The organism is Paraprevotella xylaniphila YIT 11841 (assembly GCF_000205165.1).
In the GTDB taxonomy this organism is placed as follows: domain Bacteria; phylum Bacteroidota; class Bacteroidia; order Bacteroidales; family Bacteroidaceae; genus Paraprevotella; species Paraprevotella xylaniphila.
In genome coordinates this window covers 1-22,025 of the sequence record NZ_GL883822.1, presented here as the reverse complement: position 1 = coordinate 22,025, position 22,025 = coordinate 1, and the positions used below count along the sequence as shown (strand labels likewise).

Below are 22,025 nucleotides of genomic sequence, written 5' to 3'. Positions count from 1 at the left end.
TTTCGCATGGCGGGTGCCGTATCTTCAGGGACCCTCTTGTGTACTGAGGATTTTCAGGAGTTGCTTTTCGCGTTGGAGTTCTTTGGTATCCTTGTCCGGTGATATCAGCATCATGCTCCGTATGATATCCTCGTTGCAGCAAGTGTAATTATAGTATTCCAACAGTTCTCCGGTCAGTTGTGCTTTGGGGATTACTTCTGTGCGTAAGTCGGCAAACTCTTCCAGTGGGATTTCGTCGCCTTGCCGGACAAAGAGGATGCGCCGGGCGATCGGATTGCGGTTATAGTCGTGTGTCAGATAGATTCCTTTCATGATTTGGGGATACTCGATGATGGGCAGTTGCAGGTAGACCACCTTCAGGGCAAGTTGCAGGCGTTTTTGTTCGTTGAACATCAGATAACCGATTTGAAACGGTGAGAACAGCCCCACGCCGATATAGTAGTCACCCGACAGGTTCTGGCAATAGACTTTGGGCATGGTGTCGCCATCTACGATAGAGGATATCATATAAGGCTCCACTTTCAGTCCGTCGGAGTAGGATGAAGAACTGTAAGACTGGTAAAGCCCGGTATAGATGCCGGCATTGGGCAGGTATTTGATGGCTTCTTTCTCGATGTCGTCCAGGAAAGGTCGTCTGCCGTTTTTGTTGGAAACGAAACGTGGCTCGATGTGGCTCACTTTGTCGTACAATTCGTCGAGGCAACCTTGCAGTTTGCGTTTCGACACGTTGTTGACTTGTTGCAGCCCTTGGTCTAACGCACTTTCCGTACCGCATCCTCCGGAGAGCAGATTGATGTAGGTGGGGAGCACGGAAGAATAGAGCGAGGAGAGTACGCTGGACGCGATGCCCGTCTCCTCGGAGATGTCCTTCATCCGTACACCGGCTTCGCGCAGTTTCTTCATTCGTTCGTAGAGTGATACCAATTTGTCCATACGTATGTTCTTTGGGGCAAAGGTACGTTTTCCATGTTACAAACCTGTTGCTTTCGTGCTTCATTACCGTGAGATGAATGTTACATAATAAATACGGGTTTGGACGGACGTATGATATATAATGAATTAATTTTTTCAGATGGCGGTTTGGGATAGTTTTGCAGCCGAAAACAAAACTATGGTTATGGAACAAATCGTAAAGAACAAAAGATTTTCGGATGCGTTGCTCATCCTGTGGGCGGGCGGTGCGGCCTTGCTTTCCTACTCTTTGGTGTATGCCTTGCGCAAACCTTATACGGCGGCTTCGTTCGAGGGGTTTGATTTTTTCGGCACGGATTACAAGGTCGTGGTGACGACGATTCAGATTTTAGGTTATGTGATAGCCAAGTTCTTTGGCATCAAGTTGATTTCGGAGTTGAAGAAGGAGCGTCGTTTCAAGTTTTTCGTCTGTTCGGCGGTAGCAGCCGAGGCGGCTTTGGTCGGCTTCGGCCTGTTGGCTCCTCCGTTCAATGTGGCGGCCATGTTTTTGAACGGCTTGTCGCTCGGTTGCATGTGGGGCGTGATATTCAGCTTTATCGAGGGACGCAAGGTGACGGATATGTTGGCCAGCCTGTTGGGCGTAAGCATGGTGTTCAGTTCCGGTGTGGCTAAGAGTTTCGGCTTGTTTGCCATGAACGAGATGCACGTGGGACAGTTTTGGATGCCTGCCGTGATTGGAGCTTTTGCTTTGCCTCTTCTCGTTTTTATGGGGTATATGCTGAAGCGTCTGCCACAGCCTACGGAAGAGGATATTGCGTTGCGTAACGAACGTGTGACATTGGACGGAAACGGACGTAAGCTCTTGTTCCGAAGTTACGCTCCGATTCTTACCTTGTTGTTCGTGGGCAACTTCATGTTGCTGGTGCTGCGCGATATCAAGGAAGATTTTCTGGTCAATATCCTGGATATGAGCAATCAGTCTTCTTGGCTTTTCGCCCAGGTGGATACGATTGTTACGTTGGTCATCCTCGGGATATTTGCCGCTTTCATCTTCTTCCGCAGCAACATCCGGGCTTTGATGTGCCTGATGGGACTGGTCATTGCCGGTTGTTTGGTCATGACATACGTGTCACTGAATTATGAGGCATTGGATTGGCAGCCTGTGGTGTGGTTGTTTGTGCAGAGCTTGTGCCTCTACATTGCCTATCTGACTTTCCAGACGGTTTTCTTCGATCGCTTCATCGCTTGTTTCCGTATCAGGGGAAACGTGGGGTTCTTCATTGCCATTATCGACTTCATCGGCTACATGGGTACGGTGACCCTGCTTTCCACCAAGGAGTTTCTGAATTTCGACATGGAGTGGTTTGCGCTTTACAACCACATGGCATGCGCGGTCGGCGCGGTTTGTGCGGTCTTGTTCACGGTGGCTGCCGTATTGATTTATAAACGGTATTCCGCCCAAGGGCGTAGAAAAGAACAGACGGAGCGTACGACTTTGTATATGAATCCTCAATATAATGTTATTTGATGATGGAACAGGATTATGATGTGATAATTATCGGTGGCGGTTTGTTGGGATGCGCCACGGCTTATCAGTTGGCCAAACGTAAGGTGGGGAAGGTGCTGTTGTTGGATGCCAACGAGATAGCATCGCAGGCTTCGTCCCGTGCAGCCTGCCTGTTGACACGGGCGCGTACTAAACCGGCCTTGATGGAAATGGTGCAGGAAACGTATGATTGCATCGATGAAATAGAGCACCTTTTGGGGGAATCGCTCGAACTGCAGCAGTGCGGCAGTGTGACCATTTCTTCGTCCGACGCATCGCTGAAAGAACTCGAAGCATTGGAAGAAGCGGCCGTACGTTTCGGAATACCGAATGAACGTATCGACCGGAGGCGTTTGAAGGAACTTCTTCCTTGGATGGAGGTCTCGGCGGTAGAAGAGGCACTTTACATGCTAACGGATGCGTTTATAGATTGTGCGTTGTTGTGTTCCGGTTATGCACGTGCTGCACGAGTTCTCGGGGCGGAATTGCGTCCGAATACGAAAGTAAAAGCCATTGTGGCTGTTGGAGGCAAGGCGACGGGAGTGGAGTTGGCGGACGGGGAAAAAATACTGGCACCGGTTGTGGTGAATGCCGCAGGTTCGTGGGCCAACCTGTTGATGCGTCCTTTAGGGATAGGGCTTCCTTTTACTCCGGTGCGGAGTCATTTTTGGATTACGGGAACAAACCCCGGGCGTTTTCCGGCAAACCATCCTTTTACGGTGATTCCCGATGCCCGTGCTTTCACCCGTTCGGATGTGGGGGCGTTGATTATCGGCTTGCGCGAAAGTGAATGCCAAGCCTTCAATCCCGACGCATTGACGGATAAGTTGGAGGATTTCGATTTCAATAAGGCCGCCGAATGGGAAGTGCTCGACGAGTGTGCCCCGTTGCTACAGCGTTATCTTCCGGACATAGAAACATTGGGTATCGCGCATTATGTGGCCGGGCCTTCATGTTACGTGCCGGATGCCAAGTTCATTATCGGGCAGGTGCGTCCATACGAAGGGTTGTATGCCGTAGCCGGATGCTGTGGAGGAGGTGTGGCCGCCGGTGGAGGTATGGGACGCTTGGCCGCAGAATTGATTTTGCGGGAAGAGCCGTTTGTGGATCCGTCCGGGTTTGCACCGGACCGTTTCGGGACGGTGGACCCGTTTTCGGCTGAGTTTCAAAAAAGGTGTGCGGATGCCCGTTCCAATAAGAAAGGTGGATAGGGTTCGGATATATGGAAGATAAAAAACAAAAGATATGAAGCGGTATATTGTATTCTTAAAGCAAGTGCCTTTGTCTACAAAGGTAGAGATGGATCCTGTAACCCGGACGCTGAAGCGTTCGTCGGCCATGACCCGGACAAATCCTGATGACTTGTATGCCTTGCAGTCGGCAGTAAAATTGAAAAGGCAGACGGGGGCTGAGATAGTGGCGGTAAGCATGGGACCCGCTTCGGCGGAAGAAGTGCTCCGGGAGGCTTTGCAAAGAGGGGCGGATAAGGCGGTTTTGTTGTCCTCCAAGGCATTTGCCGGAAGCGATACGTGGTGTACGAGCCTGGTACTGGCGGCAGCCGTGCGCAAGTTGGGTGAATACGACTTGTTGCTTTTCGGGAAAATGGCGGTGGATGGCGATACGGCACAAGTGGGGCCTGAGGTAGCCGGACAGTTGGATATTCCCCAAGTGACGCATTTGATGGAGGTTTCGGACATATCGGATACTTGTATATGTGTGAGGAAGAAGGCCGGTCGTTTACTCCAACGTATGGAGGTGGATTTGCCTTGTGTCGTGACGGTTGGTCGGGAGACGGGGGAACTGGATTGTCCCACACTGGCCGGTTGGCGGTGGGCTCAGCGACAGGCCATCCTTCATTGGGATGAATGCGACTTGGGACTGGAACCTTCTCAGGTCGGATTGCAGGCATCTCCAACCCAAGTAGTGTCTACCATGGTGCCTCGACGGAAGAAAGACGTGGAATGGCTTCCCGACGGGGAACAGTTTTTTGCAGTCGTCCGCGAAAGCATGAGGCGCGGAACTAATTTTTAAAAAGCAAGATGAAAATGAATAAAGATAAGGATTTTATACTTCAATTACAGGCCGGGCAATGTATATCCTGCGGAATATGTGCCGAAAGTTGTGCCTATGGGGCTATCCGTATGGGCGACTTTCCGGAGGTGGATGAAGAGAATTGCCGGTTGTGCGGCGGTTGTGTGCAGGCTTGTCCGGTTGGAGCTTGGGTGATGCAGCGTCAAGACGAAAGGCAGGAACAGCCTGTGGATGATTCCCATGGCATTTGGGTGTGGGCGGAAGTCGTGGACGGAGCTTTGGCACCGGTAAGCTTGGAACTTTTGGGAAAGGCTGCAGAACTTGCGGCTTGCCGACCCCAACCGGTCGAGGCTGTGCTGATAGGCGGTGAGGTGTCCGTATGGGCGGATGAGTTGATAGCCGCCGGTGCAGACCGTGTGCACGTGGTGGAGTCTCCGCTTCTGTCGGATTTTGTGGAGGAAAACTATACGGAAGTGTTAGCCGGCTTGGTGCGCAAACAGCATCCTTCGGTCTTGCTTATCGGGGCTACGCCATGCGGTCGTGGTTTGTCCGCACGATTGGCAGCCGTATTGCACACCGGATTGACGGCAGATTGTACGGAGTTGGAAATGGATGCGGACAGCGGACTGTTGCGCCAAATACGTCCGGCTTTCGGAGGAAACCTGATGGCTACGATTGTCAACCCCGTTTGTAGGCCGCAAATGGCTTCCGTACGTCCGGGGGTGATGAAAGCCCGGCAGAAGGATACTTCGAGGAAGAGGGAAATCGTCTATCATGCTTATGAGGCCGGAAGAGCCGACAGCCGTGTTCGCGTGTTGGAGACCGTGGCGGAAGAAGTGGGCGGAACTTCTCTGAACGACAGTGCTATTATAATAGGTATAGGACGAGGAGTGAAAACGCGGAGATGTGCCGATGAAATCCGGAAGTGGGCCGAACGTATCGGTGCGACGGTAGCCGGGTCTCGTGCGGCAGTGGAAGCCGGGTTGGTGGACGCTTCCGTGCAAGTGGGGCAGACCGGGCATACGATAGCTCCGGATTTGTATATCGCCATCGGTATCAGCGGACAGATACAGCATACGGCGGCCATCACCGGAGCGCGTTGCGTGATAGCCGTCAACCCGGACCGTACGGCCCCTATCTTCAATGTGGCGGATTATGGTTGGGCAATACCTGTGGAAGAGGCACTTCCGCAATTCATGAACATTTTGAACCGGTGCGTATGAGAAAATGGATGGCATGCGTGTGGTTGGGCATGGGAAGTTGCTTTATGACGGCACAGGCGGATGAACCTCTGACCGTGAAGTTTCGTTCGAGGGCATTGCTGGATGCCGCTGTGTCCGGTTATGGCAAGGAAAATGTGCAGGGGTATTATCGCTTGGAAGATTTCCGTGTGGGCTTTAAAGCCACTTACCGGCAATATGAAATGAAAGCCGACATTGGTTTGGGAGGAAACAAAGTAGCCATCAAGGATTTGTTGTTGAACTATCACTTTAAACATGGTGTCCTTTCGTTAGGAAATGCTTATGAACCTTATTCCATGGACATGCTTATCAGTACGGCAGACATGCGCTTCCATCAGTCGGCAGGGTCCGTATTGGCTTTTACGGACGGACGCAAGCTCGGCGTGACCTATCATTCCAGTCTGCCATTTGGATATTGGGCTACGGGATTGTATACGCATAACGACATCAATAAAATCGGTGACGGGCAGGTTAACGCTTTGGTTTCCACTTCGCGGGGTGTTTGGCGCAAGCGGTGGAAAGGGAATCTTTTGCATGTGGGTGGTGCTTTTTCTTTCCGTACCAAACCGGTGAATACAGTGGAACCGCCGACAAAAACTGTATCGAACGATGGCGTGACATCCATGTTCCCGTTTCCATTGATGGAAGCCACCGTGGACCGTTTAGGGACAGAACTCAAAGGCGTTTTTGAGATACTTTATACCGCTCCGCGTTTCATGGTACAGGGAGAATACTTTCTGAACCGTCTCAATCGTACGGAAAGGGAGGCTTATCGTCCGCAGGGAGGATATGTGCAGGCAGGCTTTCTGGTTCGGGGAAGAGGGTTTGCGTATGACGACCTGTACGGTATTCCCGGCAGGCCGGGCAGTAAACAGGCAATAGAACTCACGGCACGTTTCAATTATACGAACTTGAACGATGGCAGGGCCGGCATCATGGGCGGGCGGGAAAGCGACGTTTCGTTGGGAGCCAATTTCTATTTGAATGAATATTTGGCCGTAAAACTGAACGGAAGTTATGTCCTTGTAGGAGAACATTGCAATGAATTTTACAAGAAAAACCTATTCTTAGGGCAATTACGTGTCCAATATATTTTTTGAGGCAGCCCTCATCTGATTTCTCGGATTCGTAATAGACGGATGTTTTCGCAAGGGAGCATCTGTCTGTTCTTTTATATCGGGGAGTACGATATAAAGGCCATTAAAAAAGGATTTCCCGAAGGGAAATCCTTTTTCTTTGGGTGACTAGTGGGATTCGAACCCACGACATTCAGAACCACAATCTGAGAGGAGTTGTTTGTTAACTACTTGTTTTTAATTCATTTACATCTATTTTATTCCAACAAGGGAAAACAAAGAGTAAACAATTTGCAAAACTATTCTTTAAATGCCCTGCCTATCCTGTCACCAATAACTCATCCATGGTTGATTCTGCATCCGTTCTTATTTCACTCCTTTTGTTATCTGTACCAATGTTTCTTTTACGAAGTCTTTCAGTTCCATGGCTGTGCTCTGTTTTGAATGCGATGAACTTTTAAGGGAGTTTATTGCTTTTTCGGCAACATAACGCTTCTTTCGTATGGTAGATTAAAGTTTAGATTCATATAATAGTCTGAATAGCTTCCTTTTATATCATAACTTCCGTCGAATATAGATATATTATCTTTATCAAAATCATAATAAAGTATTTTGGTGTCAGAATCAATCTCTTGTTCCAATACTTCTGAACAGTATTTTACTGAAGACATGTTGTAACAATAATTCCCGTCGAGTGGTATAACGACAACATCTCCTCCAATCGTACTCCTATAAACGCCGTAACTTTTTACAGTTACACCAAAATAGCTGCTACCTCCAAAAGACCCAATATAATTCCCCTCTTTAAATTTATATGTTGCAGTTTCTGTTGTTTTTGTCACATCCTGAATGTATTCAATACTTCTATACTCATAATAACATTTTTGGTCATAGAAGCTCAAAGAATCTTTTTCGTGACGTGAATGACCATAATGTTCACAAAGATTGATTTTAAACTTTTCTTCTCCTATATTATAATCTTCTATTGTATAATTTATACTTGGACATATTCTTAAAAGATATTCCACATTACTTTTATTCTCCTTATCTTCAAATTCTTTTTGAATATGATTAAAAGTAGAGGTTGTATATGACCATTTTGTCCCATTTAACAAATTGATTTCCTTATTGTCTTTATAATCGTCACTGCTGCACCCAATAAAAAACAAAGCCACCAACATGGGCAGTATTAATAATACTTTCTTCATAATATGACTATTTAATTGATAAATATAAAATTACTTTATAAACTCCAAAAACATCGGAAATCTTCAATTTGAAGTCCGAATATTTAAAGTTTGGGTGATTAACAGGAATCTTGTGTTAGTTTAGTTGCACTTTACTTTAAAATATCAATCAAGACTTGAACTCTATTTTTAAATTCATTTACTTCTTCAAATTCTTTTTCATTCAGTCCATTTATATTTACACCACATTTTGCGCAAAAAATAGAGTCAATATTGTTTGTATGACCATTTTCACATATAAATTTATCTTCTTCTTTTTTATTAAATACTCCAGTTTTTAATTTTTCTATTTTACCAGTATTGGGCATATTTTCATAATATTGGCATATTCCCTTCATGTACTCTAATTCTTCTTTTTTGTAGTAATTGGGTTCTATATTCAAAAGTAAAATTCCTTTCTTTAGGTCATTCTTGCAAATATTTAACACCCTATTCGCATCAAATAATTTAAGTCTCTTAATTATATCAATACTGTATTGGAAATCTTTATAATCCAAAATCTTATCATATAATATTGGTATTAAATCACCTCTATTGTAAGATTTAATTACATTAAAGATTCCATCTACAGCCCTATAATTTTTTTTCTCTGCTATGTATAATCCAATTAAATCAGGAATGATTTCTTTTATAGGATTTTCTTGCATGAATTCAATCCATTCTTCTTCTACTTTTTGGTTCTCTTTTATTGATTTAATGATTTCTCTTTTTTTAATTTCTTTTTCTAACACTTCTTGTTCTATAATTCCTGATTGGATTTCTTCCTTTATTTCTGATTCGTTTATGTTTACACGGCAAGCTGTTCCTGATATGGAAACCATAAACATAGACTTATCCTTTCCGGATATTTCATCAAAATCTATCCTTGCTCCAACAATTGCGTTTGCACCAAGCTTTCTTGTTCTGTTCTCTAAATCTTTCAAAGCCTCTTTATATATGTATTCCAATTTATTTCTATATGAATTCGATTTTCCTCCAAAGAAATCAGTGAAAGAAGCTGCGAAATCAGAAAATACATTTGTACCAACAACTACGTTTGTACATACCAATCCCATATATTTTTGTATTTCGCCATTCTCGAATTTATTTGTGGTTGTTATATAAAGTTTATTTTCCATAATATATTAATTGATTAAACATTCTGATTTATTTCTTTTCCAACAAAGTTATTAATCGATCTATTTGCTCGTCCTTTTTTTTAAGAAGTTCGATAAATTTATCGGTATTGTTGGAATTATCTATATTTTTACCCATAGAATGCACTTCCACAGTCCCGTCCGGTTTAATAATTTTTTGTGTTCCGGTTTCCGGCAATGATATTTTTATGTTCTGCTCACCAATGTTGTTTTGATTCTCGTTTCCGTTTATCGTGACATTATTACTTTGGGGACTCAACATCTCACCATCTCCGTTCGATAACCAGTCATTCGATACTCCAGTTGCATTAACTATTTTTTTTATTGTTTTTGGAGTTATATTCAGTTGACCTTTCAGCATCTTATTGAAGTTTGATGGGTCAACATCAGACTTCTTTGCAAGCTCTGCAGGTGTTATACACATATATTCAATAACTCTATTCAATCTATCTATGACATCGCCCTTCATAAGTTAAATACTTTTAAATACCATTATTTTTAAATGGTAATTATTGGTATTACCATTTATTACCCATATCTTTGCATTGTGAAGTTAAACCAATGCCCAACGTTGTACGCTTGTTAAACGTTTGCGGCAAATATAAGAATTTAAAACAATATGGCAAAAAGAAAACCCATAAAATTGAAAAAAGGAGTGACACCGCAGATAATCAGTGCATGCCAGTGTTCACAGATGACTGTATGGAGGGCTGTGCATTGGAACGCCGACACAGAAAAGGAAAACGAGGTGCGCGATTACATTTTCGCGAACAACCTCAATAAAAGGTTCTAAAGGAAATAATCATGAACATACAAGAATTGATAGCCAGTGGCCAAAACGTGACAATATCCGTCACTCCTGCCGACCTGAAGGAGTTCGCCCTGACGGTGGCCGAAGAGGTAAAAGCCTTGTTGGCCAAAGAGGACAAGCCGGACAAGAGGCTCACGGCCAAGGATGCGGCACAGCAATTAGGCGTAACGTTGTCTACCCTGTGGAGATGGAACAAGGTAAGTTACCTGTCTCCTGCCGGACGAATCGGGAAGAAACCATATTACTTGCAAAGCCAGATTGATGCAATCAAATAAAAAGATACGGTTATGAAAGACGTGGAATTAAGAAGCCTTTTGGCCATGATAGAAGATGCCTTAATTGGCAATTTCGACCATAATAAACGCTCATCCTTCATTTGCATGAGCGGTAAGACATGCGACCTTGAAGTGTCATACGATGCTTTAACGGGTAAAGTAGAAGCCATGATATACGGTGATGATGCGAACAGGACTTACCCCAACATCCAAAAGCTGATAGAGGATTCGGTAAGCACCGAAAAGATAGACAACGAAGTATATCTCGAAGAGATGCGGGACGATGAAGAATATGAGGCCGCAATGGACAACCGTATGGCCTTAGACCGCGCCCAAGGTTACGGGGCATATTGGTGATAGGATGAAGCCGGGGTTCGATTCCCCGGCCACCAACAAGAGGATAGTTCTTTGACATATTGTGAACATCAGCCATGCCGGAATGTTGGCGAGCGGAAACGCCACGACACCAACCATGCGGAAGGCTGAAAGAGTAAGCGGACAGCGGGATTTCACCTTATCCCATCAAGTATATCGCATTGGGGCGCGAACACGCTACCGCCGAAACTCATGATACATATAATCCACCGCAAAAGGCGTGATGCCGCCAATCGAATTGGCGCGGTGGAACACAGCAAATTAAGTTCATAATAACAGATTATAAAGTTTGCGTAATGAAACGGAATAGCTATCATCAGAAGTATGAAGAAGATGGTCAAACAATTCTTCAAGGGAATCCCACTTGCGCATGTCCCCAAAATGGAGGATTATCTTCCAAAGATGATTGTTCTCTTCAAAAAGCGGAAGAATTGTCGCGGATAGATTTGAGTAAATTTCCCGTTGGTACACGGGTTGTTCGAGTGTCGCCATATTTGACCTTAGATATTCCCGACAGTTTTTTTGAGCAGAACCAAGGTTCGCATGAAGACAGAGGATTACATAATCTTTATACGAAAGAAGGCTATCTGTCCGAAGAACATCGCAAAGAACAATTAGCCTTTTTAAATGGGCGATCGCCGAAAGATAATCCCGGCGTACTTCCAATATCAAAGTAAGTTTTAAGTGTGACGATTTTTCTTTTACTCCATTGGAAGTGCGCCTTTCAAACCAATCCCCTCCCGTAAGATTCGGGGTAACAACCGGTTTAAGCCGTTGAGGGGTAGCAAACTAAAACAAACAATATGAAAACATTAAGAAACATTGGAATCGCCACATTGTTTATAGTGGCATTAGGGTTAGCCGGACACGCAGACCGGACAAACGAGATTGTGAACAACCTGAATCCGCATGTTTATGAACTTATCAAAGGATTGGGGCATGACACGGACAGTGAGATAGCCGAAGAATACATGGCTAACAAAGAGTATTATGACACATTGTCGGATAAAAATTTATGGTAACGGAAAGGAGGTAAAATATGATAAAGGAAATAATGATAGATGAAAATTATACTCATGTTGGCTTATTTGACAGCATGAAAAAAGGGGATGTGTACAAAGTCCCGTTCGAGAAAAAAAGATATAATGGAATCAGGGCAGAAGCAAGCCGAAGAAATAGCACGGGACGGCTTTTGGGTGAACTGAAAACAGCAATGGATGTGAAGTTTAGGGTTTCTGCAACAGAATATCCCGGTTATATCTCTATTATATGTATAAAGTAAATTATCATGGACATTCAAGAACTAAATTCTGTCATAGCCGACTTTGTTCAAGTGGGCTATATGCAGGCCGTCAAAGCATACGAGCCACCGCAAGATTTAGTCCGGGCATCTGAAATAAAACGTTGGTTAAAAATGATGCGGATAGACATCAAGCGTTTTAACCGTTTGGTTTCGGAAGGTGTCATTCGGGCGACAAGGAAAGGCGTTGGTCGTAATTCTCCGCTTTACTACTCCAAGGCAGAAGTCAAACAAGCCTTATCCATGGCGAATATAGCCGGGATTGTAGCGAGGGGGACAATGAAATAATTATCACAGGTTCGGATGGCCGTCCGTTTTATTACGGTCGTGACCTGAAGCAATTCCTCAAATCAGAATTGGAAGTAAAATGAAAGAACTAATAGAAATCCAACACAGCCTGAAAGCTCCCAAAGGGCAATGGAACAACTTCGGGAAGTACAAGTACCGGAGTTGCGAAGACATACTGGAGGCATTGAAGCCCTTATTGTATGAACATAAGTGCGAACTTACGATTGCCGACGAAATGGTTCTTGTTGGTACGCGCATATATGTAAAGGCCACCGTTACATTAAAGAATGAGAACGGCGAAACCGTATCGACTACCGCTTATGCTCGTGAAGAAGAAAGCAAGAAAGGCATGGATGGCTCACAGGTGACGGGAGCGGCTTCTTCCTATGCCCGGAAGTACGCCCTGAACGGAATGTTTTGTATCGACGACACGAAAGACAGCGACGACACGAACACCGGCGGTAAGGACGACGGGCTTTCCGACAACCGGGACATGGCTTTCCAAGAGATAGATGCTGCCAAGGACACGGCCGAACTATCCAAAATATTCAACAAATATACCATGCTTCATGATGACAAGGCTTTCATGAAGCGTTTGGGTGAAAGGAAAAAGGAGGTGCCTTATGTACAAGCTTAAAAAATCGGATGTCGTGTTTTATCCGGCCACTCACACCTACATAACGCCGGCCGGCAGGATGCTTGACGGGATAACCGGCATGCTTTCACGGCAACTCTTTCCCGGAAAGTATGACGGGATTGATGAAGAAACGATGCGCAACGCCGCAGAACGCGGCTCATTCATCCATTCGGTTTGTGAGTTGGTGGACAGTCTTGGAGTGGAGCATGAAAGCCCCGAAGCAATAGGCTACAAGGAACTGAAAGAGACATACGCCCTGAAGCATGAGGAAAGCGAATACCTTGTATCAGACAACGAACACTTTGCAAGCTGCATCGACAAGGTTTACAGGGATGGCGAATCAACATTTACATTGGCTGACATAAAGACTACTTATAAGCTTGACAAGGAATATGTCAGGTGGCAGCTTTCCGTCTACGCCTACCTTTTTGAACGTCAGAACCCCGGCGCAAAAGTCCTCCACCTTTATGCCATCTGGCTACGCGGAGAACGCCATGAACTCGTGGAAGTTGAACGCATCCCGGATGGTGTGGTGGTGTCATTGATGGAGCACGAGGTGAACGGTGAGCAATTCGCCAACCCCTATGCCCTTTCCTTCACGGATACGAGCCTTCCGGAAAAATATGCCGCCATGGAAGATGCCATAGCCGAAATCGACCGGCAATATAAATATTGGTCAGAAAAGAAAAAGGAACTGTCCGATGGCGTAAAATTCGAGATGCAGAATGCCGGTGTAAGCAAGTGGGTCGGGGACAGAGTGTCTTTTACACGCAAGGAAGACAGCGAAAGGGAAGACTTCGACAAGAAGCGTTTCGCCTCCGACCATCCCGACCTTTACAAGGCTTATCTCATCAAAACCAAGGTTTCCGGAAGCGTGATTTTAAAAGTGAAATAGTAACATAAAAAACATTAGAAAATGAGCAGTTTATATGGAAGTATCTGCCTGAGCGACATACCACGCTCACAGATGAAGAAAATCATGTGCAAGGACGGAAAGGAACGTATATTCCTGAACATCTTTGTGGGGGAAAGGAAAGAACCTGCAACCTTTGGCGACAGGACATATACCCACTTCGTTTCTTGTTCCCCCAAGAAAGAAGAACGGAAGGAGGGGGAAAACTACTTCATCGGTGACTTGCAGACCTACCAGTCGCAACCGAACGCACCAACCCCCGAACAAGTGGCCGCAGCCCCAAGCGTGTCACCTCTTGACGACTTGCCTTTCTGATAATTTATGAGGTACGACGGTTCCAACGAACTCCACGCCGGGCAGGCAAGGGCAAAATTGGAAAAGCTCATCAAGGACAAGAAGATATTTGATTTGACCGAGAAGAAACCACAGAGGAGCATTCAGGCCAACAAATACCTTCACGTCTGCCTTTCATACTTCGGATGCCAAATCGGCGAAACCATGGAATATGTGAAGCGTAACTATTACAAGATTCTTTGCAACCCTGACACTTTTATTCGGGAAAGGGAAGACAAGTACCTTGGCCGTGTGAAGTATCTTAGAAGCTCTTCCGAACTGGACAGCGCGGAATTTGCCCTTACGGTAGACCGTTTCAGAAACTGGTGTGCGTCAAATGCCGGAATATATATCCCAAGCCCAGATGAAGAAAGGCTGATACAATTAATGGAATTGGAAGTAGAACGTAATAAAGAATTTATTTGATTATGGACAAATTTTTAGGTCAGGACATTCCTGAGAAAGAGCGTTGGCAATTCTTAAAGGACAATGCCGATGCAGTAGAGAGAATTGGTTACACCCACAGGTTTAATCCTGACGAGTTGGCACAAAAGAAAGAATCATTGGCCGAGGTTTCAATCACCATCAACGACATTGAGATTGAGAAGAAAGAGGCAATGGAAGAGTTCAAAGAGCGGTTGAAACCTTTGAACGAGGAGAAACAAGAACTCTTGGAGCATATAAAGAAAGGTTCGGAGTTCGTGGACAATGAAGAATGTGCCAAAATCCTCTACCATGAGGAAAAGATGGCCGGATTCTATAACCGACTTGGCGAATTGGTCTACAGTCGTCCAATCATGCCACAAGAGATGCAAAAGACAGTATTCAGTATTAACCGTAAAACAGGAACAGAATCATGAGCGAGAACAAAATCAACTTGGTTGTGCCGAAAGATTACAACGGCAGACCTATCGAAGTAGTATTGAGAGAAGGAAAAGCACCCGCAGCACTCGACCCCAGAGAGCCAGAAAGAGTTGTCTTTGAAGGTACTATCGATGCACCTCTCCGGTGGTTGGAAAAACGTGTGGAATTTATCAATCAGAAGTCCTCAAATATTACTGTAAGCCGTAATAACATGAGTTTGCTTCTCACGATAGACGAGACCAATTATTACCGTACACAAATCAATGGCGTATTGTGTTTTTCAAAAGAAATGTTGGAGTTCGGAGTAAACACAGGAAAAGAATGGGAGCCTATCAAGCTGTCCCAGTTCTTCAAGATGCACCGGGCTTTCTTCAAGGACAAGGCTGAGAACATGACACTGGTTTCTACTTTGAAAAATTTCAAGGCTAAAGTAAATCAGGACATCGAGCGCAGCAAAGAGGAAAATGGAAGCAAGGTTGACAACTATTCGCAAGTGGTAGATTCCAATCTTCCGAAGTCCTTCAAGCTGAACATTCCTCTTTTCAAAGGCTTTGCATGTGAAGAAATAGAGGTCGAGATTTATGCAGATGTGGATGGCCGTGATGTTTCATTATCCCTTGTTTCTGCCGGTGCAAATGAGGCCATTGAAGAATACAAGAACAATGTGATTGACGGACAGATAGAAGCAATCAAAGGTGTTGCGCCTGACATCGTAATCATTGAAGTATAGGAGGCTGTGCATGGAGAATGATTTCATCCCGGATTGGTGGATACCCCAATAGTACGGGTATCCCCCCGAGGCCGTTCGTCCACACGGAAGGACATTGCTGTACGGCAAAGAACCCGGTTCGATTCCGGGACGGCCTCCTGCCATTTTTTATACTGATTAAGATTATAGGTTAAGATTAAGACAACGCCCTTGCTGTCCGTGAGGATATGCGGGGGTACATGGTATCGTGGCGGAATTGGTTAACGCGCCTGTTGGTTAACGGGTAGATTGCAGGTTCGAGTCCTGCCGATTACCACTATCTGCGCAGATAAGACAAGTTGGAAAGACAACTGGAGGACATTAGTTTAAGTAGGTAAAACAGATGGACGCATCTATGCGAGTTCGACTCTCGTATGTCCTGCGACTTAAATAAATAATCAATGAATGAAATACTGATTGGTAAGATTTGCCCCTATTGTGGCAAGCCCATCGAATATGTAGACAGTTCCGTTATCTACGGACGCTCATACGGCATGATTTATCTCTGCCGAGATTGTAGAGCTTATGTAGGTGTACATAAAGGTACAGACCAAGCATTAGGGCGTTTGGCTAATGCGGAACTAAGGGAAGCCAAGAAAGAAGCCCATTTCTATTTCGACCAAATAGCCAAGACCAATCTTATAAACAAGATTTGGAAGAAGCATATCCCCAACACATCGAACAGAAACAAGGCTTACCTATGGCTATCCAACCAGTTAGGCATACCACGTGAATTATGCCATATAGGAATGTTCGATGTGGAAGATTGCAAACGGGTTGTTGAATTGTGTAAACCATTAGTGGAAGTGAAATTGGCAATGAGTATATAATGTTATAAAACAATGTAAACCAATAATAAAAATGCCATACTACATTAGGAAACTTAAGAAGAAGAAAGAAAATCCATTGCCGTTATTCGACAAGGCAGGTATCAAAATCAAGAAGAAGCCGGATTTAGTAGCCAAGCTCGATAAAGTTTTCAGCCGCTATATCCGGCTTCGTGATTGTATGCCGAACGGGTATTTCCGCTGCATAAGCTGCGGTCAGATAAAGCCATACGAGCAGGCTGATTGCGGGCATTACATAAATCGGCAGCACATGATTACGCGGTATCATGAAATGAACTGCAATGCCCAGTGCCGCAAGTGCAACCGCTTCATGGAAGGCAACATGCAAGGCTATCGGCAGGGACTTGTCACCAAATACGGTGAACAAAAAGTGCTTATGTTGGAATCCATGAAGGGCAAAACGTGCAAGTATGATGATTTTGAATTAATCGAACTCACGAAGTATTACAAAGCTTTGGGAGATAAACTAAGCAAGGAGAAAGGATTATGAGAACAATTAAATTCAGAGGTAAAAGTATTAATAGTGGTAAATGGGTCTATGCTATATTGTATGGATTTGGTATGGACTGGTTTGATGAAAGTGTAGATGAAGATACTATAGGCCAGTTCACAGGGCTTCACGATGCCAACGGGAAGGAAATCTACGAAGGGGATATATTTCAAGTCAAAGCATATGAACCCAAGTTTGAAGTCTTTTTTAAGAATGGCGTGTTTGAATACCGTCAGATTGGTATCCCAAACAGACCTTATCCATTAAGAAGGATTTATTTTGATTCTTACGTTCTCGGAAACATCCACGACAATCCCGAACTACTAAAAAGAGATACAAAATGACATACAAGCTACGCGATTACCAACAAAAAGCCTCTGATGCCGCCGTTTCTTTCTTCAACAACAAAGCGAAGAAGAACAATGCCATCATGATATTGCCCACCGGATAAAAAAATAAGGCTATTGCTTGGCATTTCAGAAATTTGAGCTATCTTTGCAATGTCTTCGCCAAAGACTACATAAATAGTTGAATAGTGGGCATATTTTTATGTTCGTTTGTAAGCGTACATATCTGCAAGGATATAAGGCTATCAAATCCCATTGGATGCTCATATTCACTATGTGTATCGGTCTTTGGCGAGACGGGAGGCGATAGCCTTTCTTCGTTCAATAACTTAAATTTCGTTCAATGCCAAAGACCAACGAAATCAGAGTTAAGGCGAATAATAGTACCCGCAACTTTGCGCCCAACAGTGCGAAAACTGTGTCTTATCGTAAGTTTGAAATAGAGAAGAACGCCAAAAACGAGGCGTACTATTTCATCCTATCCAACGGACTTTTAGAAGCATTTTCAGAGTTCTGCAAAAACTATCATTCGAGCGACCCTCATAAGGATTGCTTGAAAGCCCTATTGTCCAACATTTAAAGCAATATAACTTATGAATGAACTCGTATTTAAAGGTGCGAACGACCAGGCACTGACAAGCAGCTTGTTGGTGGCCGAAAAGTTCGGGAAGAATCATAGCGACGTAGTAAGAGCTATTGATAATATCATTGCGAAAGACACTGTTATTCAATGTGATGCAAAATTGCGCACACATACAATGTTCTTTGAATATTCAGAAGATGTTCCACAGCCTAACGGAGGAGTGAAACCAGCACGCAGATACGCAATGAACCGCGACGGCTTCACCCTCCTTGCCATGGGATTCACGGGAGACAAGGCCTTGCAGTTCAAACTTGACTACATCTCCGCCTTCAACAAGATGGAAGAGACGATAAAGTCCGGCGGTTACCTTGTGCCCCATTCGTTCAGCGAAGCCCTCATTCTCGCCGCCAATCAACAAAAGCAGATAGAGGAACAGCAGAAGCAAATATCGGCCATGAGCACGGAAATCGTAGAGATGAAGAAAAAGACCGACTATCTCGAAATCATCCTTTCAAGCAAAGGCACGGTGGTAACAACGCAGATAGCACAAGACTACGGGATGAGTGCCAAAGCATTCAACAAGATTTTGGCCGAAAACGGGATACAGCGGAAGGTGAACGGGCAATGGATTCTTTATGCGCCCTACATGTCGAAAGGTTATGTCCACAGCAAATCGGTCAACATCACACACCGTGACGGTCGCCCTGACGTGATAATGAACACGGAATGGACGCAAAGAGGTCGGCTGTTCATTTATGAGACGCTGAAACGGAAGGACATACTTCCGCTGATAGAAAGGGCATCATGATGGAAATCCAACTTAGAGATTATCAAAAGGCTGCCTCCGACAAGGCGGTAGCCTTTTTCCTCAACCATAAAATAAAACATAACGGACTGATAGTCATTCCAACGGGCGGTGGGAAATCATGGGTTATTGCAGATATAGCGAACAGGCTTAATAATAACGTCCTTATATTTTGCCCAAGCAAGGAAATACTTGTACAAAACTATGAAAAGATGATTAAAATCTGTCCATTTGATTGCGCTGTATATTCCGCATCTGTCGGACAAAAACAGATAGCAAAGATAACATTTGCAACAATATGCTCTGCAATTAACCACAAGGAACAATTCAGCCACTTCAAGTATGTGCTTGTAGATGAAGCTCATTTATGTAATCCCAAAGAGGGTATGTATAAGGAGTTCTTTCAGACATTAAACTGTAAGATTATAGGTCTTAGTGCAACTCCATATAGATTGAGTTCAAGCCGTGATTTCGGAAGTATGCTAAAGTTTATCACGCGCACCCGACCGTGCGTGTTCTCTGAGGTAATATATCAGGTACAGATTTCTACTCTTTTGGATATGGGGTATTTGGCCAAGCTGAACTATTACGCGATGAATCCTGTCGGTTGGAACGAACTAAACCTGAAGGTGAATACCACCGGTGCCGACTTCACGGACAGGTCTGTCACCATGGAATACGAACGCATCGACTTTTACGGCTACCTCGTGCACATCGTGCAAAGGTTGGTGAACAACACCGTTACAGGCAGCAAGCGTAAAGGCATATTAGTGTTCACACGGTTCTTGAAAGAAGCCGAACGGCTTACGTGGAGCATTCCCGGTACTGCAATCGTTTCAGGTGACACGCCCAAGAAAGAGCGCGAAAGGATATTGGAAGCGTTCAAGGCAGGGGAAATAAAGGTAGTGGCCAATGTGGGTGTACTCACTACCGGATTTGATTATCCGGAACTTGACACAATCGTCATGGCTCGTCCAACCATGTCTTTAGCCCTGTGGTATCAGATAGTAGGCCGTGCCATCCGTCCCCATCCCTCAAAGGAATGCGGTTGGATTGTTGACCTTTGCGGGAACATCAAGCGTTTCGGAGAAGTCAAGGATTTGCGCCTCGTGGACGGTGGTAACGGAAAGTGGGCAGTGTATTCCGGTTACAGGCAATTAACCAATGTGAGATTTTAAATCAAAATATTAATGAAATGGCAGGAAGACCGACAAAACAAGGGATAGATTACTTTCCTTTAGATGTAGGTTTCTTCTCAGATGTGAAAGTGAGAAAAATCGCAAGGGCTTGCGGGCCACAATCCACTTCCATACTTATTTGCCTGCTGTGTAATATATACAAAGATAACGGGTATTACATTTTGTGGGACGAAGATTTGCCTTTTGTTATCGCTGACATTGTTGGGGTTTCCGAGGGCGCAGTAAAGGAAGTATTAACCAAAGCAATACAAGTTGGGTTCTTTGACGCGGAAATATTTTCTGTGCATGGAGTGCTGACATCTGCCGGAATACAGAAGCGGTTTTTGCTTGCCACATATCAAAGGAAAGAGACCGAAATCATTCCTGAATATATGATAAATGGAATTAATCATGCAAATAATTCTATTAATTGCACAAAAAATTCAATTAATCATGTGGATAATGGACAAAGTAAAGTAAAAGTAAATAGAAAGAAAAATAAAGAAAACTCTACTAACGTAGAGCAAAAGAAAGCCGAACAGGCAAAAAAACTTGCCGCGGCTAAAGCCGCTACGCTCTCACGCAAGGATTCATTCTATGATTCACTTATCCCCTATGTGGAGAGATACGGTCGTGAAATGGTACGTGACTTCTTCGACTATTGGTCGGAGATGAACAAATCAGAAACCAAGATGAGATTTGAACAACAAACCACATGGGAAGTCGCCAAACGGCTTGCTACGTGGTCAAAACGGGAGAAAATCAATGGAAAACAGAGTTATTCAGTACAGTCCCCAGGAACTTATATCCCCGGAAGGACTTCCAAAGACAACGCAGCAAGCCGTCAGTCTCTTGAAGACCTCGCCGATGCTATATTGGGACAGCATTAACCCAAAGAATGTGCTTGATGTCTTTAATGCCCCACAACTGACCGTATCGGGAATATCCCGTGAGATTGGTACGATGAAGTTGCAAGCACTCATGGTCAAGTGGATGAACAGCTTCCTGCGCTTTTATTCGGTAAACGGGTCTATGGATGCAATACAAGTTGCTGATACAATAAATCTTGTACTTGAGATATACCCGTATTACACGCAATACGATTTCAAGCTTTTTTTCAAAATGGCAAAAATGGGGAAGTTCGGTGAGATATACGGGCGCATGGATGGGGAGGTTATTATTAATTGGCTGAAAAAATACGATGCACATCGTGCGACAGTGGCACAGTCAGAAAGCATGAAATATGCTGATAAGTTCAAGGAACGCTATCCGGCGGAAGAAACGGAAGGAGTAACTTATCCAGAATACCTTGCAATCAAACACCGTGCCTCCATGGGCGACAAGGAAGCCATAAAGCAATTCACCCCGCCATGAGACTGACTATTTACTGGTCCACGAAAGACGAATCCATACGCGCCCGTATCAGGAAGCGTTTCTGCATCCCTTGTGGCATGACCGTCAACAAGGAGACGAAAGCCGACATAAGGGATGAGGATATGGAATTGCTCCGAGAGGAAGAGCGAAGGGGATTCATTCAGATTAGATTCAAAAAACGATGAAAACAAAACACATAAACCATTGGACGCCTGCCGAACTCCACTTCCTAGAAAAGAACTACGGCTTCATGCCCACGCATGACATTGCCGTTTGGTTGTCCCGGCATTCACTCAGTTCCATCTACCAGAAGGCATCTGCTTACGGCCTGACACAGAAATATCCGGAAGCCAAAGAATACCATGCCCTCAAATACCGCAACATGACGGTCAAGGAACAAGCTTGCGAGATGGGGATGTCGTATTCGGCCGTGTGGACGAACCGCAGGAAAAAAGTAGTATGACAATTTATTTTTCCGGAAAAAAATAGTGATGGAAAAGAAATTTGAACTTACAGACAAATTCGTGATAAATGCCTTTGGAATCAAACTGTTCCAAATCAAGTGTACCAAATCCTTCAAATATGCCAATGAGGGTGATTTAGGTGGGTATGTGGAAAAAGAAGATAACCTTTCTCAGTCCGGCAATGCTTGGGTGTCCGGCAATGC

The 22,025-nt window shown here is 44.5% G+C and carries 32 protein-coding genes and 2 tRNA genes; 30 read left to right on the top strand and 4 right to left on the bottom strand.

Features of this window, described 5'->3' with window-relative positions:
* Positions 1–24: 24 nt before the first annotated feature.
* Positions 25–933, bottom strand: a complete 909-nt coding sequence (locus HMPREF9442_RS02465) for a hypothetical protein (protein WP_008624973.1) — start codon at positions 931–933, stop codon at positions 25–27.
* A gap of 178 nt (positions 934–1,111) precedes the next feature.
* Here HMPREF9442_RS02465 and HMPREF9442_RS02460 point away from each other — a divergent pair, with 178 nt between their 5' ends.
* The 5 genes from HMPREF9442_RS02460 to HMPREF9442_RS02440 are packed head-to-tail and all read left to right on the top strand — an operon-like array spanning position 1,112 to position 6,830.
* Entirely contained in the window at positions 1,112–2,440 is a 1,329-nt protein-coding gene (locus HMPREF9442_RS02460; protein WP_420850109.1) for a DUF5690 family protein, read from the top strand.
* Positions 2,440–3,669, top strand: coding sequence for an NAD(P)/FAD-dependent oxidoreductase (locus HMPREF9442_RS02455; RefSeq protein ID WP_008624971.1), 1,230 nt, complete (start codon positions 2,440–2,442; stop codon positions 3,667–3,669). Before HMPREF9442_RS02460 ends, HMPREF9442_RS02455 begins: the two co-directional genes overlap by 1 nt.
* 34 nt (positions 3,670–3,703) lie before the next feature.
* Entirely contained in the window at positions 3,704–4,489 is a 786-nt protein-coding gene (locus tag HMPREF9442_RS02450; RefSeq protein WP_008624970.1) for an electron transfer flavoprotein subunit beta/FixA family protein, read from the top strand.
* 14 nt (positions 4,490–4,503) lie between these two features.
* Positions 4,504–5,712, top strand: coding sequence for an electron transfer flavoprotein subunit alpha (locus tag HMPREF9442_RS02445; protein WP_253270990.1), 1,209 nt, complete (start codon positions 4,504–4,506; stop codon positions 5,710–5,712).
* Entirely contained in the window at positions 5,709–6,830 is a 1,122-nt protein-coding gene (locus HMPREF9442_RS02440; protein ID WP_008624968.1) for a porin, read from the top strand. Before HMPREF9442_RS02445 ends, HMPREF9442_RS02440 begins: the two co-directional genes overlap by 4 nt.
* A 443-nt stretch (positions 6,831–7,273) precedes the next feature.
* Here HMPREF9442_RS02440 and HMPREF9442_RS02435 read toward each other — a convergent pair whose 3' ends face one another.
* The 3 genes from HMPREF9442_RS02435 to HMPREF9442_RS02425 form a co-directional block, all read right to left on the bottom strand.
* On the bottom strand, positions 7,274–8,014 hold the full coding sequence (locus tag HMPREF9442_RS02435) for a hypothetical protein (RefSeq protein ID WP_008624965.1): 741 nt from the start codon (positions 8,012–8,014) through the stop codon (positions 7,274–7,276).
* A gap of 131 nt (positions 8,015–8,145) precedes the next feature.
* Positions 8,146–9,171: a YbjQ family protein gene (locus tag HMPREF9442_RS02430; RefSeq protein WP_008624964.1), complete on the bottom strand. Its 1,026-nt coding sequence runs from the start codon at positions 9,169–9,171 to the stop codon at positions 8,146–8,148.
* A 28-nt stretch (positions 9,172–9,199) separates the two neighbouring features.
* Positions 9,200–9,658, bottom strand: coding sequence for a helix-turn-helix domain-containing protein (locus HMPREF9442_RS02425; RefSeq protein ID WP_008624963.1), 459 nt, complete (start codon positions 9,656–9,658; stop codon positions 9,200–9,202).
* A 150-nt stretch (positions 9,659–9,808) separates the two neighbouring features.
* Between HMPREF9442_RS02425 and HMPREF9442_RS16125 the strand changes: the two genes are divergently transcribed.
* The 25 genes from HMPREF9442_RS16125 (at position 9,809) to HMPREF9442_RS02315 (ending at position 21,821) form a co-directional block, all read left to right on the top strand.
* Positions 9,809–9,982, top strand: coding sequence for a hypothetical protein (locus tag HMPREF9442_RS16125; protein WP_008624962.1), 174 nt, complete (start codon positions 9,809–9,811; stop codon positions 9,980–9,982).
* A gap of 11 nt (positions 9,983–9,993) precedes the next feature.
* Positions 9,994–10,275 carry a MerR family transcriptional regulator gene (locus HMPREF9442_RS02420; protein WP_008624961.1) on the top strand — a complete coding sequence of 94 codons (282 nt, stop codon included), beginning with the start codon at positions 9,994–9,996 and terminating at the stop codon, positions 10,273–10,275.
* Between the two features lie 12 nt (positions 10,276–10,287).
* Positions 10,288–10,632, top strand: a complete 345-nt coding sequence (locus HMPREF9442_RS02415) for a hypothetical protein (protein WP_008624960.1) — start codon at positions 10,288–10,290, stop codon at positions 10,630–10,632.
* 314 nt (positions 10,633–10,946) lie between these two features.
* Positions 10,947–11,327 carry a hypothetical protein gene (locus HMPREF9442_RS16380; protein ID WP_172634381.1) on the top strand — a complete coding sequence of 127 codons (381 nt, stop codon included), beginning with the start codon at positions 10,947–10,949 and terminating at the stop codon, positions 11,325–11,327.
* A 126-nt stretch (positions 11,328–11,453) separates the two neighbouring features.
* Positions 11,454–11,672 (top strand): hypothetical protein, encoded by a 219-nt coding sequence (locus HMPREF9442_RS02405; RefSeq protein ID WP_008624956.1) that lies wholly within the window; start codon positions 11,454–11,456, stop codon positions 11,670–11,672.
* A 17-nt stretch (positions 11,673–11,689) separates the two neighbouring features.
* Positions 11,690–11,932, top strand: coding sequence for a hypothetical protein (locus HMPREF9442_RS02400; protein ID WP_008624954.1), 243 nt, complete (start codon positions 11,690–11,692; stop codon positions 11,930–11,932).
* Between the two features lie 6 nt (positions 11,933–11,938).
* Positions 11,939–12,238, top strand: a complete 300-nt coding sequence (locus HMPREF9442_RS02395) for a hypothetical protein (protein WP_008624952.1) — start codon at positions 11,939–11,941, stop codon at positions 12,236–12,238.
* A 79-nt stretch (positions 12,239–12,317) separates the two neighbouring features.
* On the top strand, positions 12,318–12,875 hold the full coding sequence (locus HMPREF9442_RS02390; RefSeq protein WP_008624949.1) for an ERF family protein: 558 nt from the start codon (positions 12,318–12,320) through the stop codon (positions 12,873–12,875).
* On the top strand, positions 12,862–13,770 hold the full coding sequence (locus tag HMPREF9442_RS02385; protein ID WP_008624948.1) for a hypothetical protein: 909 nt from the start codon (positions 12,862–12,864) through the stop codon (positions 13,768–13,770). Before HMPREF9442_RS02390 ends, HMPREF9442_RS02385 begins: the two co-directional genes overlap by 14 nt.
* Before the next feature lie 21 nt (positions 13,771–13,791).
* A complete protein-coding gene (locus tag HMPREF9442_RS02380) occupies positions 13,792–14,103 on the top strand; it encodes a hypothetical protein (protein ID WP_040602507.1) in 312 nt (103 codons plus the stop codon).
* 6 nt (positions 14,104–14,109) lie between these two features.
* Positions 14,110–14,547, top strand: a complete 438-nt coding sequence (locus tag HMPREF9442_RS02375) for a hypothetical protein (RefSeq protein ID WP_008624937.1) — start codon at positions 14,110–14,112, stop codon at positions 14,545–14,547.
* A 2-nt stretch (positions 14,548–14,549) separates the two neighbouring features.
* Complete coding sequence (locus tag HMPREF9442_RS02370; protein ID WP_008624935.1) at positions 14,550–14,981, top strand: hypothetical protein; 432 nt, start codon at positions 14,550–14,552, stop codon at positions 14,979–14,981.
* A complete protein-coding gene (locus HMPREF9442_RS02365) occupies positions 14,978–15,715 on the top strand; it encodes a hypothetical protein (RefSeq protein ID WP_008624934.1) in 738 nt (245 codons plus the stop codon). Before HMPREF9442_RS02370 ends, HMPREF9442_RS02365 begins: the two co-directional genes overlap by 4 nt.
* A 220-nt stretch (positions 15,716–15,935) precedes the next feature.
* Positions 15,936–16,010: transfer RNA gene (locus HMPREF9442_RS02360), tRNA-OTHER, on the top strand.
* A 38-nt stretch (positions 16,011–16,048) separates the two neighbouring features.
* Positions 16,049–16,115: transfer RNA gene (locus HMPREF9442_RS16120), tRNA-OTHER, on the top strand.
* 19 nt (positions 16,116–16,134) lie between these two features.
* Positions 16,135–16,563, top strand: a complete 429-nt coding sequence (locus HMPREF9442_RS02355) for a zinc-finger-containing protein (RefSeq protein WP_008624932.1) — start codon at positions 16,135–16,137, stop codon at positions 16,561–16,563.
* A 31-nt stretch (positions 16,564–16,594) separates the two neighbouring features.
* On the top strand, positions 16,595–17,071 hold the full coding sequence (locus tag HMPREF9442_RS02350; protein WP_008624931.1) for a recombination protein NinG: 477 nt from the start codon (positions 16,595–16,597) through the stop codon (positions 17,069–17,071).
* On the top strand, positions 17,068–17,415 hold the full coding sequence (locus HMPREF9442_RS02345) for a YopX family protein (protein WP_008624930.1): 348 nt from the start codon (positions 17,068–17,070) through the stop codon (positions 17,413–17,415). Before HMPREF9442_RS02350 ends, HMPREF9442_RS02345 begins: the two co-directional genes overlap by 4 nt.
* Before the next feature lie 346 nt (positions 17,416–17,761).
* Positions 17,762–17,998, top strand: a complete 237-nt coding sequence (locus tag HMPREF9442_RS16115; RefSeq protein WP_008624928.1) for a hypothetical protein — start codon at positions 17,762–17,764, stop codon at positions 17,996–17,998.
* Between the two features lie 13 nt (positions 17,999–18,011).
* Positions 18,012–18,809, top strand: a complete 798-nt coding sequence (locus HMPREF9442_RS02340; RefSeq protein ID WP_008624926.1) for a phage regulatory protein/antirepressor Ant — start codon at positions 18,012–18,014, stop codon at positions 18,807–18,809.
* A complete protein-coding gene (locus tag HMPREF9442_RS02335) occupies positions 18,809–19,984 on the top strand; it encodes a DEAD/DEAH box helicase (protein WP_040602515.1) in 1,176 nt (391 codons plus the stop codon). The genes HMPREF9442_RS02340 and HMPREF9442_RS02335 overlap by 1 nt, the downstream gene beginning before the upstream one ends.
* Before the next feature lie 17 nt (positions 19,985–20,001).
* Positions 20,002–20,874, top strand: a complete 873-nt coding sequence (locus HMPREF9442_RS16615) for a DUF4373 domain-containing protein (protein WP_008624922.1) — start codon at positions 20,002–20,004, stop codon at positions 20,872–20,874.
* The gene (locus tag HMPREF9442_RS15275) at positions 20,852–21,358 is read left to right on the top strand and encodes a DUF6633 family protein (protein WP_008624921.1); all 507 of its coding nucleotides are present in this window, start codon (positions 20,852–20,854) and stop codon (positions 21,356–21,358) included. The genes HMPREF9442_RS16615 and HMPREF9442_RS15275 overlap by 23 nt, the downstream gene beginning before the upstream one ends.
* Positions 21,355–21,543 (top strand): hypothetical protein, encoded by a 189-nt coding sequence (locus tag HMPREF9442_RS02320; protein ID WP_008624920.1) that lies wholly within the window; start codon positions 21,355–21,357, stop codon positions 21,541–21,543. The genes HMPREF9442_RS15275 and HMPREF9442_RS02320 overlap by 4 nt, the downstream gene beginning before the upstream one ends.
* Complete coding sequence (locus HMPREF9442_RS02315; protein WP_008624919.1) at positions 21,540–21,821, top strand: hypothetical protein; 282 nt, start codon at positions 21,540–21,542, stop codon at positions 21,819–21,821. The genes HMPREF9442_RS02320 and HMPREF9442_RS02315 overlap by 4 nt, the downstream gene beginning before the upstream one ends.
* Positions 21,822–22,025: the final 204 nt, after the last annotated feature.

Excerpts from the sequence above, each read along its gene's own strand:
- HMPREF9442_RS02405 (WP_008624956.1), top strand. The coding sequence starts at position 11,454 with ATGAAAACATTAAGAAACATTGGAATCGCCACATTGTTTATAGTGGCA.
- HMPREF9442_RS02400 (WP_008624954.1), top strand. The coding sequence starts at position 11,690 with ATGATAAAGGAAATAATGATAGATGAAAATTATACTCATGTTGGCTTA.
- HMPREF9442_RS02370 (WP_008624935.1), top strand. The coding sequence starts at position 14,550 with ATGGACAAATTTTTAGGTCAGGACATTCCTGAGAAAGAGCGTTGGCAA.
- HMPREF9442_RS02420 (WP_008624961.1), top strand. The coding sequence starts at position 9,994 with ATGAACATACAAGAATTGATAGCCAGTGGCCAAAACGTGACAATATCC.
- HMPREF9442_RS02395 (WP_008624952.1), top strand. The coding sequence starts at position 11,939 with ATGGACATTCAAGAACTAAATTCTGTCATAGCCGACTTTGTTCAAGTG.
- HMPREF9442_RS16125 (WP_008624962.1), top strand. The coding sequence starts at position 9,809 with ATGGCAAAAAGAAAACCCATAAAATTGAAAAAAGGAGTGACACCGCAG.
- HMPREF9442_RS02375 (WP_008624937.1), top strand. The coding sequence starts at position 14,110 with ATGAGGTACGACGGTTCCAACGAACTCCACGCCGGGCAGGCAAGGGCA.
- HMPREF9442_RS02440 (WP_008624968.1), top strand. The coding sequence starts at position 5,709 with ATGAGAAAATGGATGGCATGCGTGTGGTTGGGCATGGGAAGTTGCTTT.
- HMPREF9442_RS16615 (WP_008624922.1), top strand. The coding sequence starts at position 20,002 with ATGGCAGGAAGACCGACAAAACAAGGGATAGATTACTTTCCTTTAGAT.
- HMPREF9442_RS02460 (WP_420850109.1), top strand. The coding sequence starts at position 1,112 with ATGGTTATGGAACAAATCGTAAAGAACAAAAGATTTTCGGATGCGTTG.
- HMPREF9442_RS02435 (WP_008624965.1), bottom strand. The coding sequence starts at position 8,014 with ATGAAGAAAGTATTATTAATACTGCCCATGTTGGTGGCTTTGTTTTTT.
- HMPREF9442_RS02425 (WP_008624963.1), bottom strand. The coding sequence starts at position 9,658 with ATGAAGGGCGATGTCATAGATAGATTGAATAGAGTTATTGAATATATG.
- HMPREF9442_RS02340 (WP_008624926.1), top strand. The coding sequence starts at position 18,012 with ATGAATGAACTCGTATTTAAAGGTGCGAACGACCAGGCACTGACAAGC.
- HMPREF9442_RS02335 (WP_040602515.1), top strand. The coding sequence starts at position 18,809 with ATGGAAATCCAACTTAGAGATTATCAAAAGGCTGCCTCCGACAAGGCG.
- HMPREF9442_RS02390 (WP_008624949.1), top strand. The coding sequence starts at position 12,318 with ATGAAAGAACTAATAGAAATCCAACACAGCCTGAAAGCTCCCAAAGGG.
- HMPREF9442_RS02430 (WP_008624964.1), bottom strand. The coding sequence starts at position 9,171 with ATGGAAAATAAACTTTATATAACAACCACAAATAAATTCGAGAATGGC.
- HMPREF9442_RS15275 (WP_008624921.1), top strand. The coding sequence starts at position 20,852 with ATGCTATATTGGGACAGCATTAACCCAAAGAATGTGCTTGATGTCTTT.
- HMPREF9442_RS02455 (WP_008624971.1), top strand. The coding sequence starts at position 2,440 with ATGATGGAACAGGATTATGATGTGATAATTATCGGTGGCGGTTTGTTG.
- HMPREF9442_RS02385 (WP_008624948.1), top strand. The coding sequence starts at position 12,862 with ATGTACAAGCTTAAAAAATCGGATGTCGTGTTTTATCCGGCCACTCAC.
- HMPREF9442_RS02315 (WP_008624919.1), top strand. The coding sequence starts at position 21,540 with ATGAAAACAAAACACATAAACCATTGGACGCCTGCCGAACTCCACTTC.
- HMPREF9442_RS02415 (WP_008624960.1), top strand. The coding sequence starts at position 10,288 with ATGAAAGACGTGGAATTAAGAAGCCTTTTGGCCATGATAGAAGATGCC.
- HMPREF9442_RS16380 (WP_172634381.1), top strand. The coding sequence starts at position 10,947 with ATGAAACGGAATAGCTATCATCAGAAGTATGAAGAAGATGGTCAAACA.
- HMPREF9442_RS02350 (WP_008624931.1), top strand. The coding sequence starts at position 16,595 with ATGCCATACTACATTAGGAAACTTAAGAAGAAGAAAGAAAATCCATTG.
- HMPREF9442_RS16115 (WP_008624928.1), top strand. The coding sequence starts at position 17,762 with ATGCCAAAGACCAACGAAATCAGAGTTAAGGCGAATAATAGTACCCGC.
- HMPREF9442_RS02355 (WP_008624932.1), top strand. The coding sequence starts at position 16,135 with ATGAATGAAATACTGATTGGTAAGATTTGCCCCTATTGTGGCAAGCCC.
- HMPREF9442_RS02450 (WP_008624970.1), top strand. The coding sequence starts at position 3,704 with ATGAAGCGGTATATTGTATTCTTAAAGCAAGTGCCTTTGTCTACAAAG.
- HMPREF9442_RS02445 (WP_253270990.1), top strand. The coding sequence starts at position 4,504 with ATGAATAAAGATAAGGATTTTATACTTCAATTACAGGCCGGGCAATGT.
- HMPREF9442_RS02320 (WP_008624920.1), top strand. The coding sequence starts at position 21,355 with ATGAGACTGACTATTTACTGGTCCACGAAAGACGAATCCATACGCGCC.
- HMPREF9442_RS02365 (WP_008624934.1), top strand. The coding sequence starts at position 14,978 with ATGAGCGAGAACAAAATCAACTTGGTTGTGCCGAAAGATTACAACGGC.
- HMPREF9442_RS02465 (WP_008624973.1), bottom strand. The coding sequence starts at position 933 with ATGGACAAATTGGTATCACTCTACGAACGAATGAAGAAACTGCGCGAA.
- HMPREF9442_RS02345 (WP_008624930.1), top strand. The coding sequence starts at position 17,068 with ATGAGAACAATTAAATTCAGAGGTAAAAGTATTAATAGTGGTAAATGG.
- HMPREF9442_RS02380 (WP_040602507.1), top strand. The coding sequence starts at position 13,792 with ATGAGCAGTTTATATGGAAGTATCTGCCTGAGCGACATACCACGCTCA.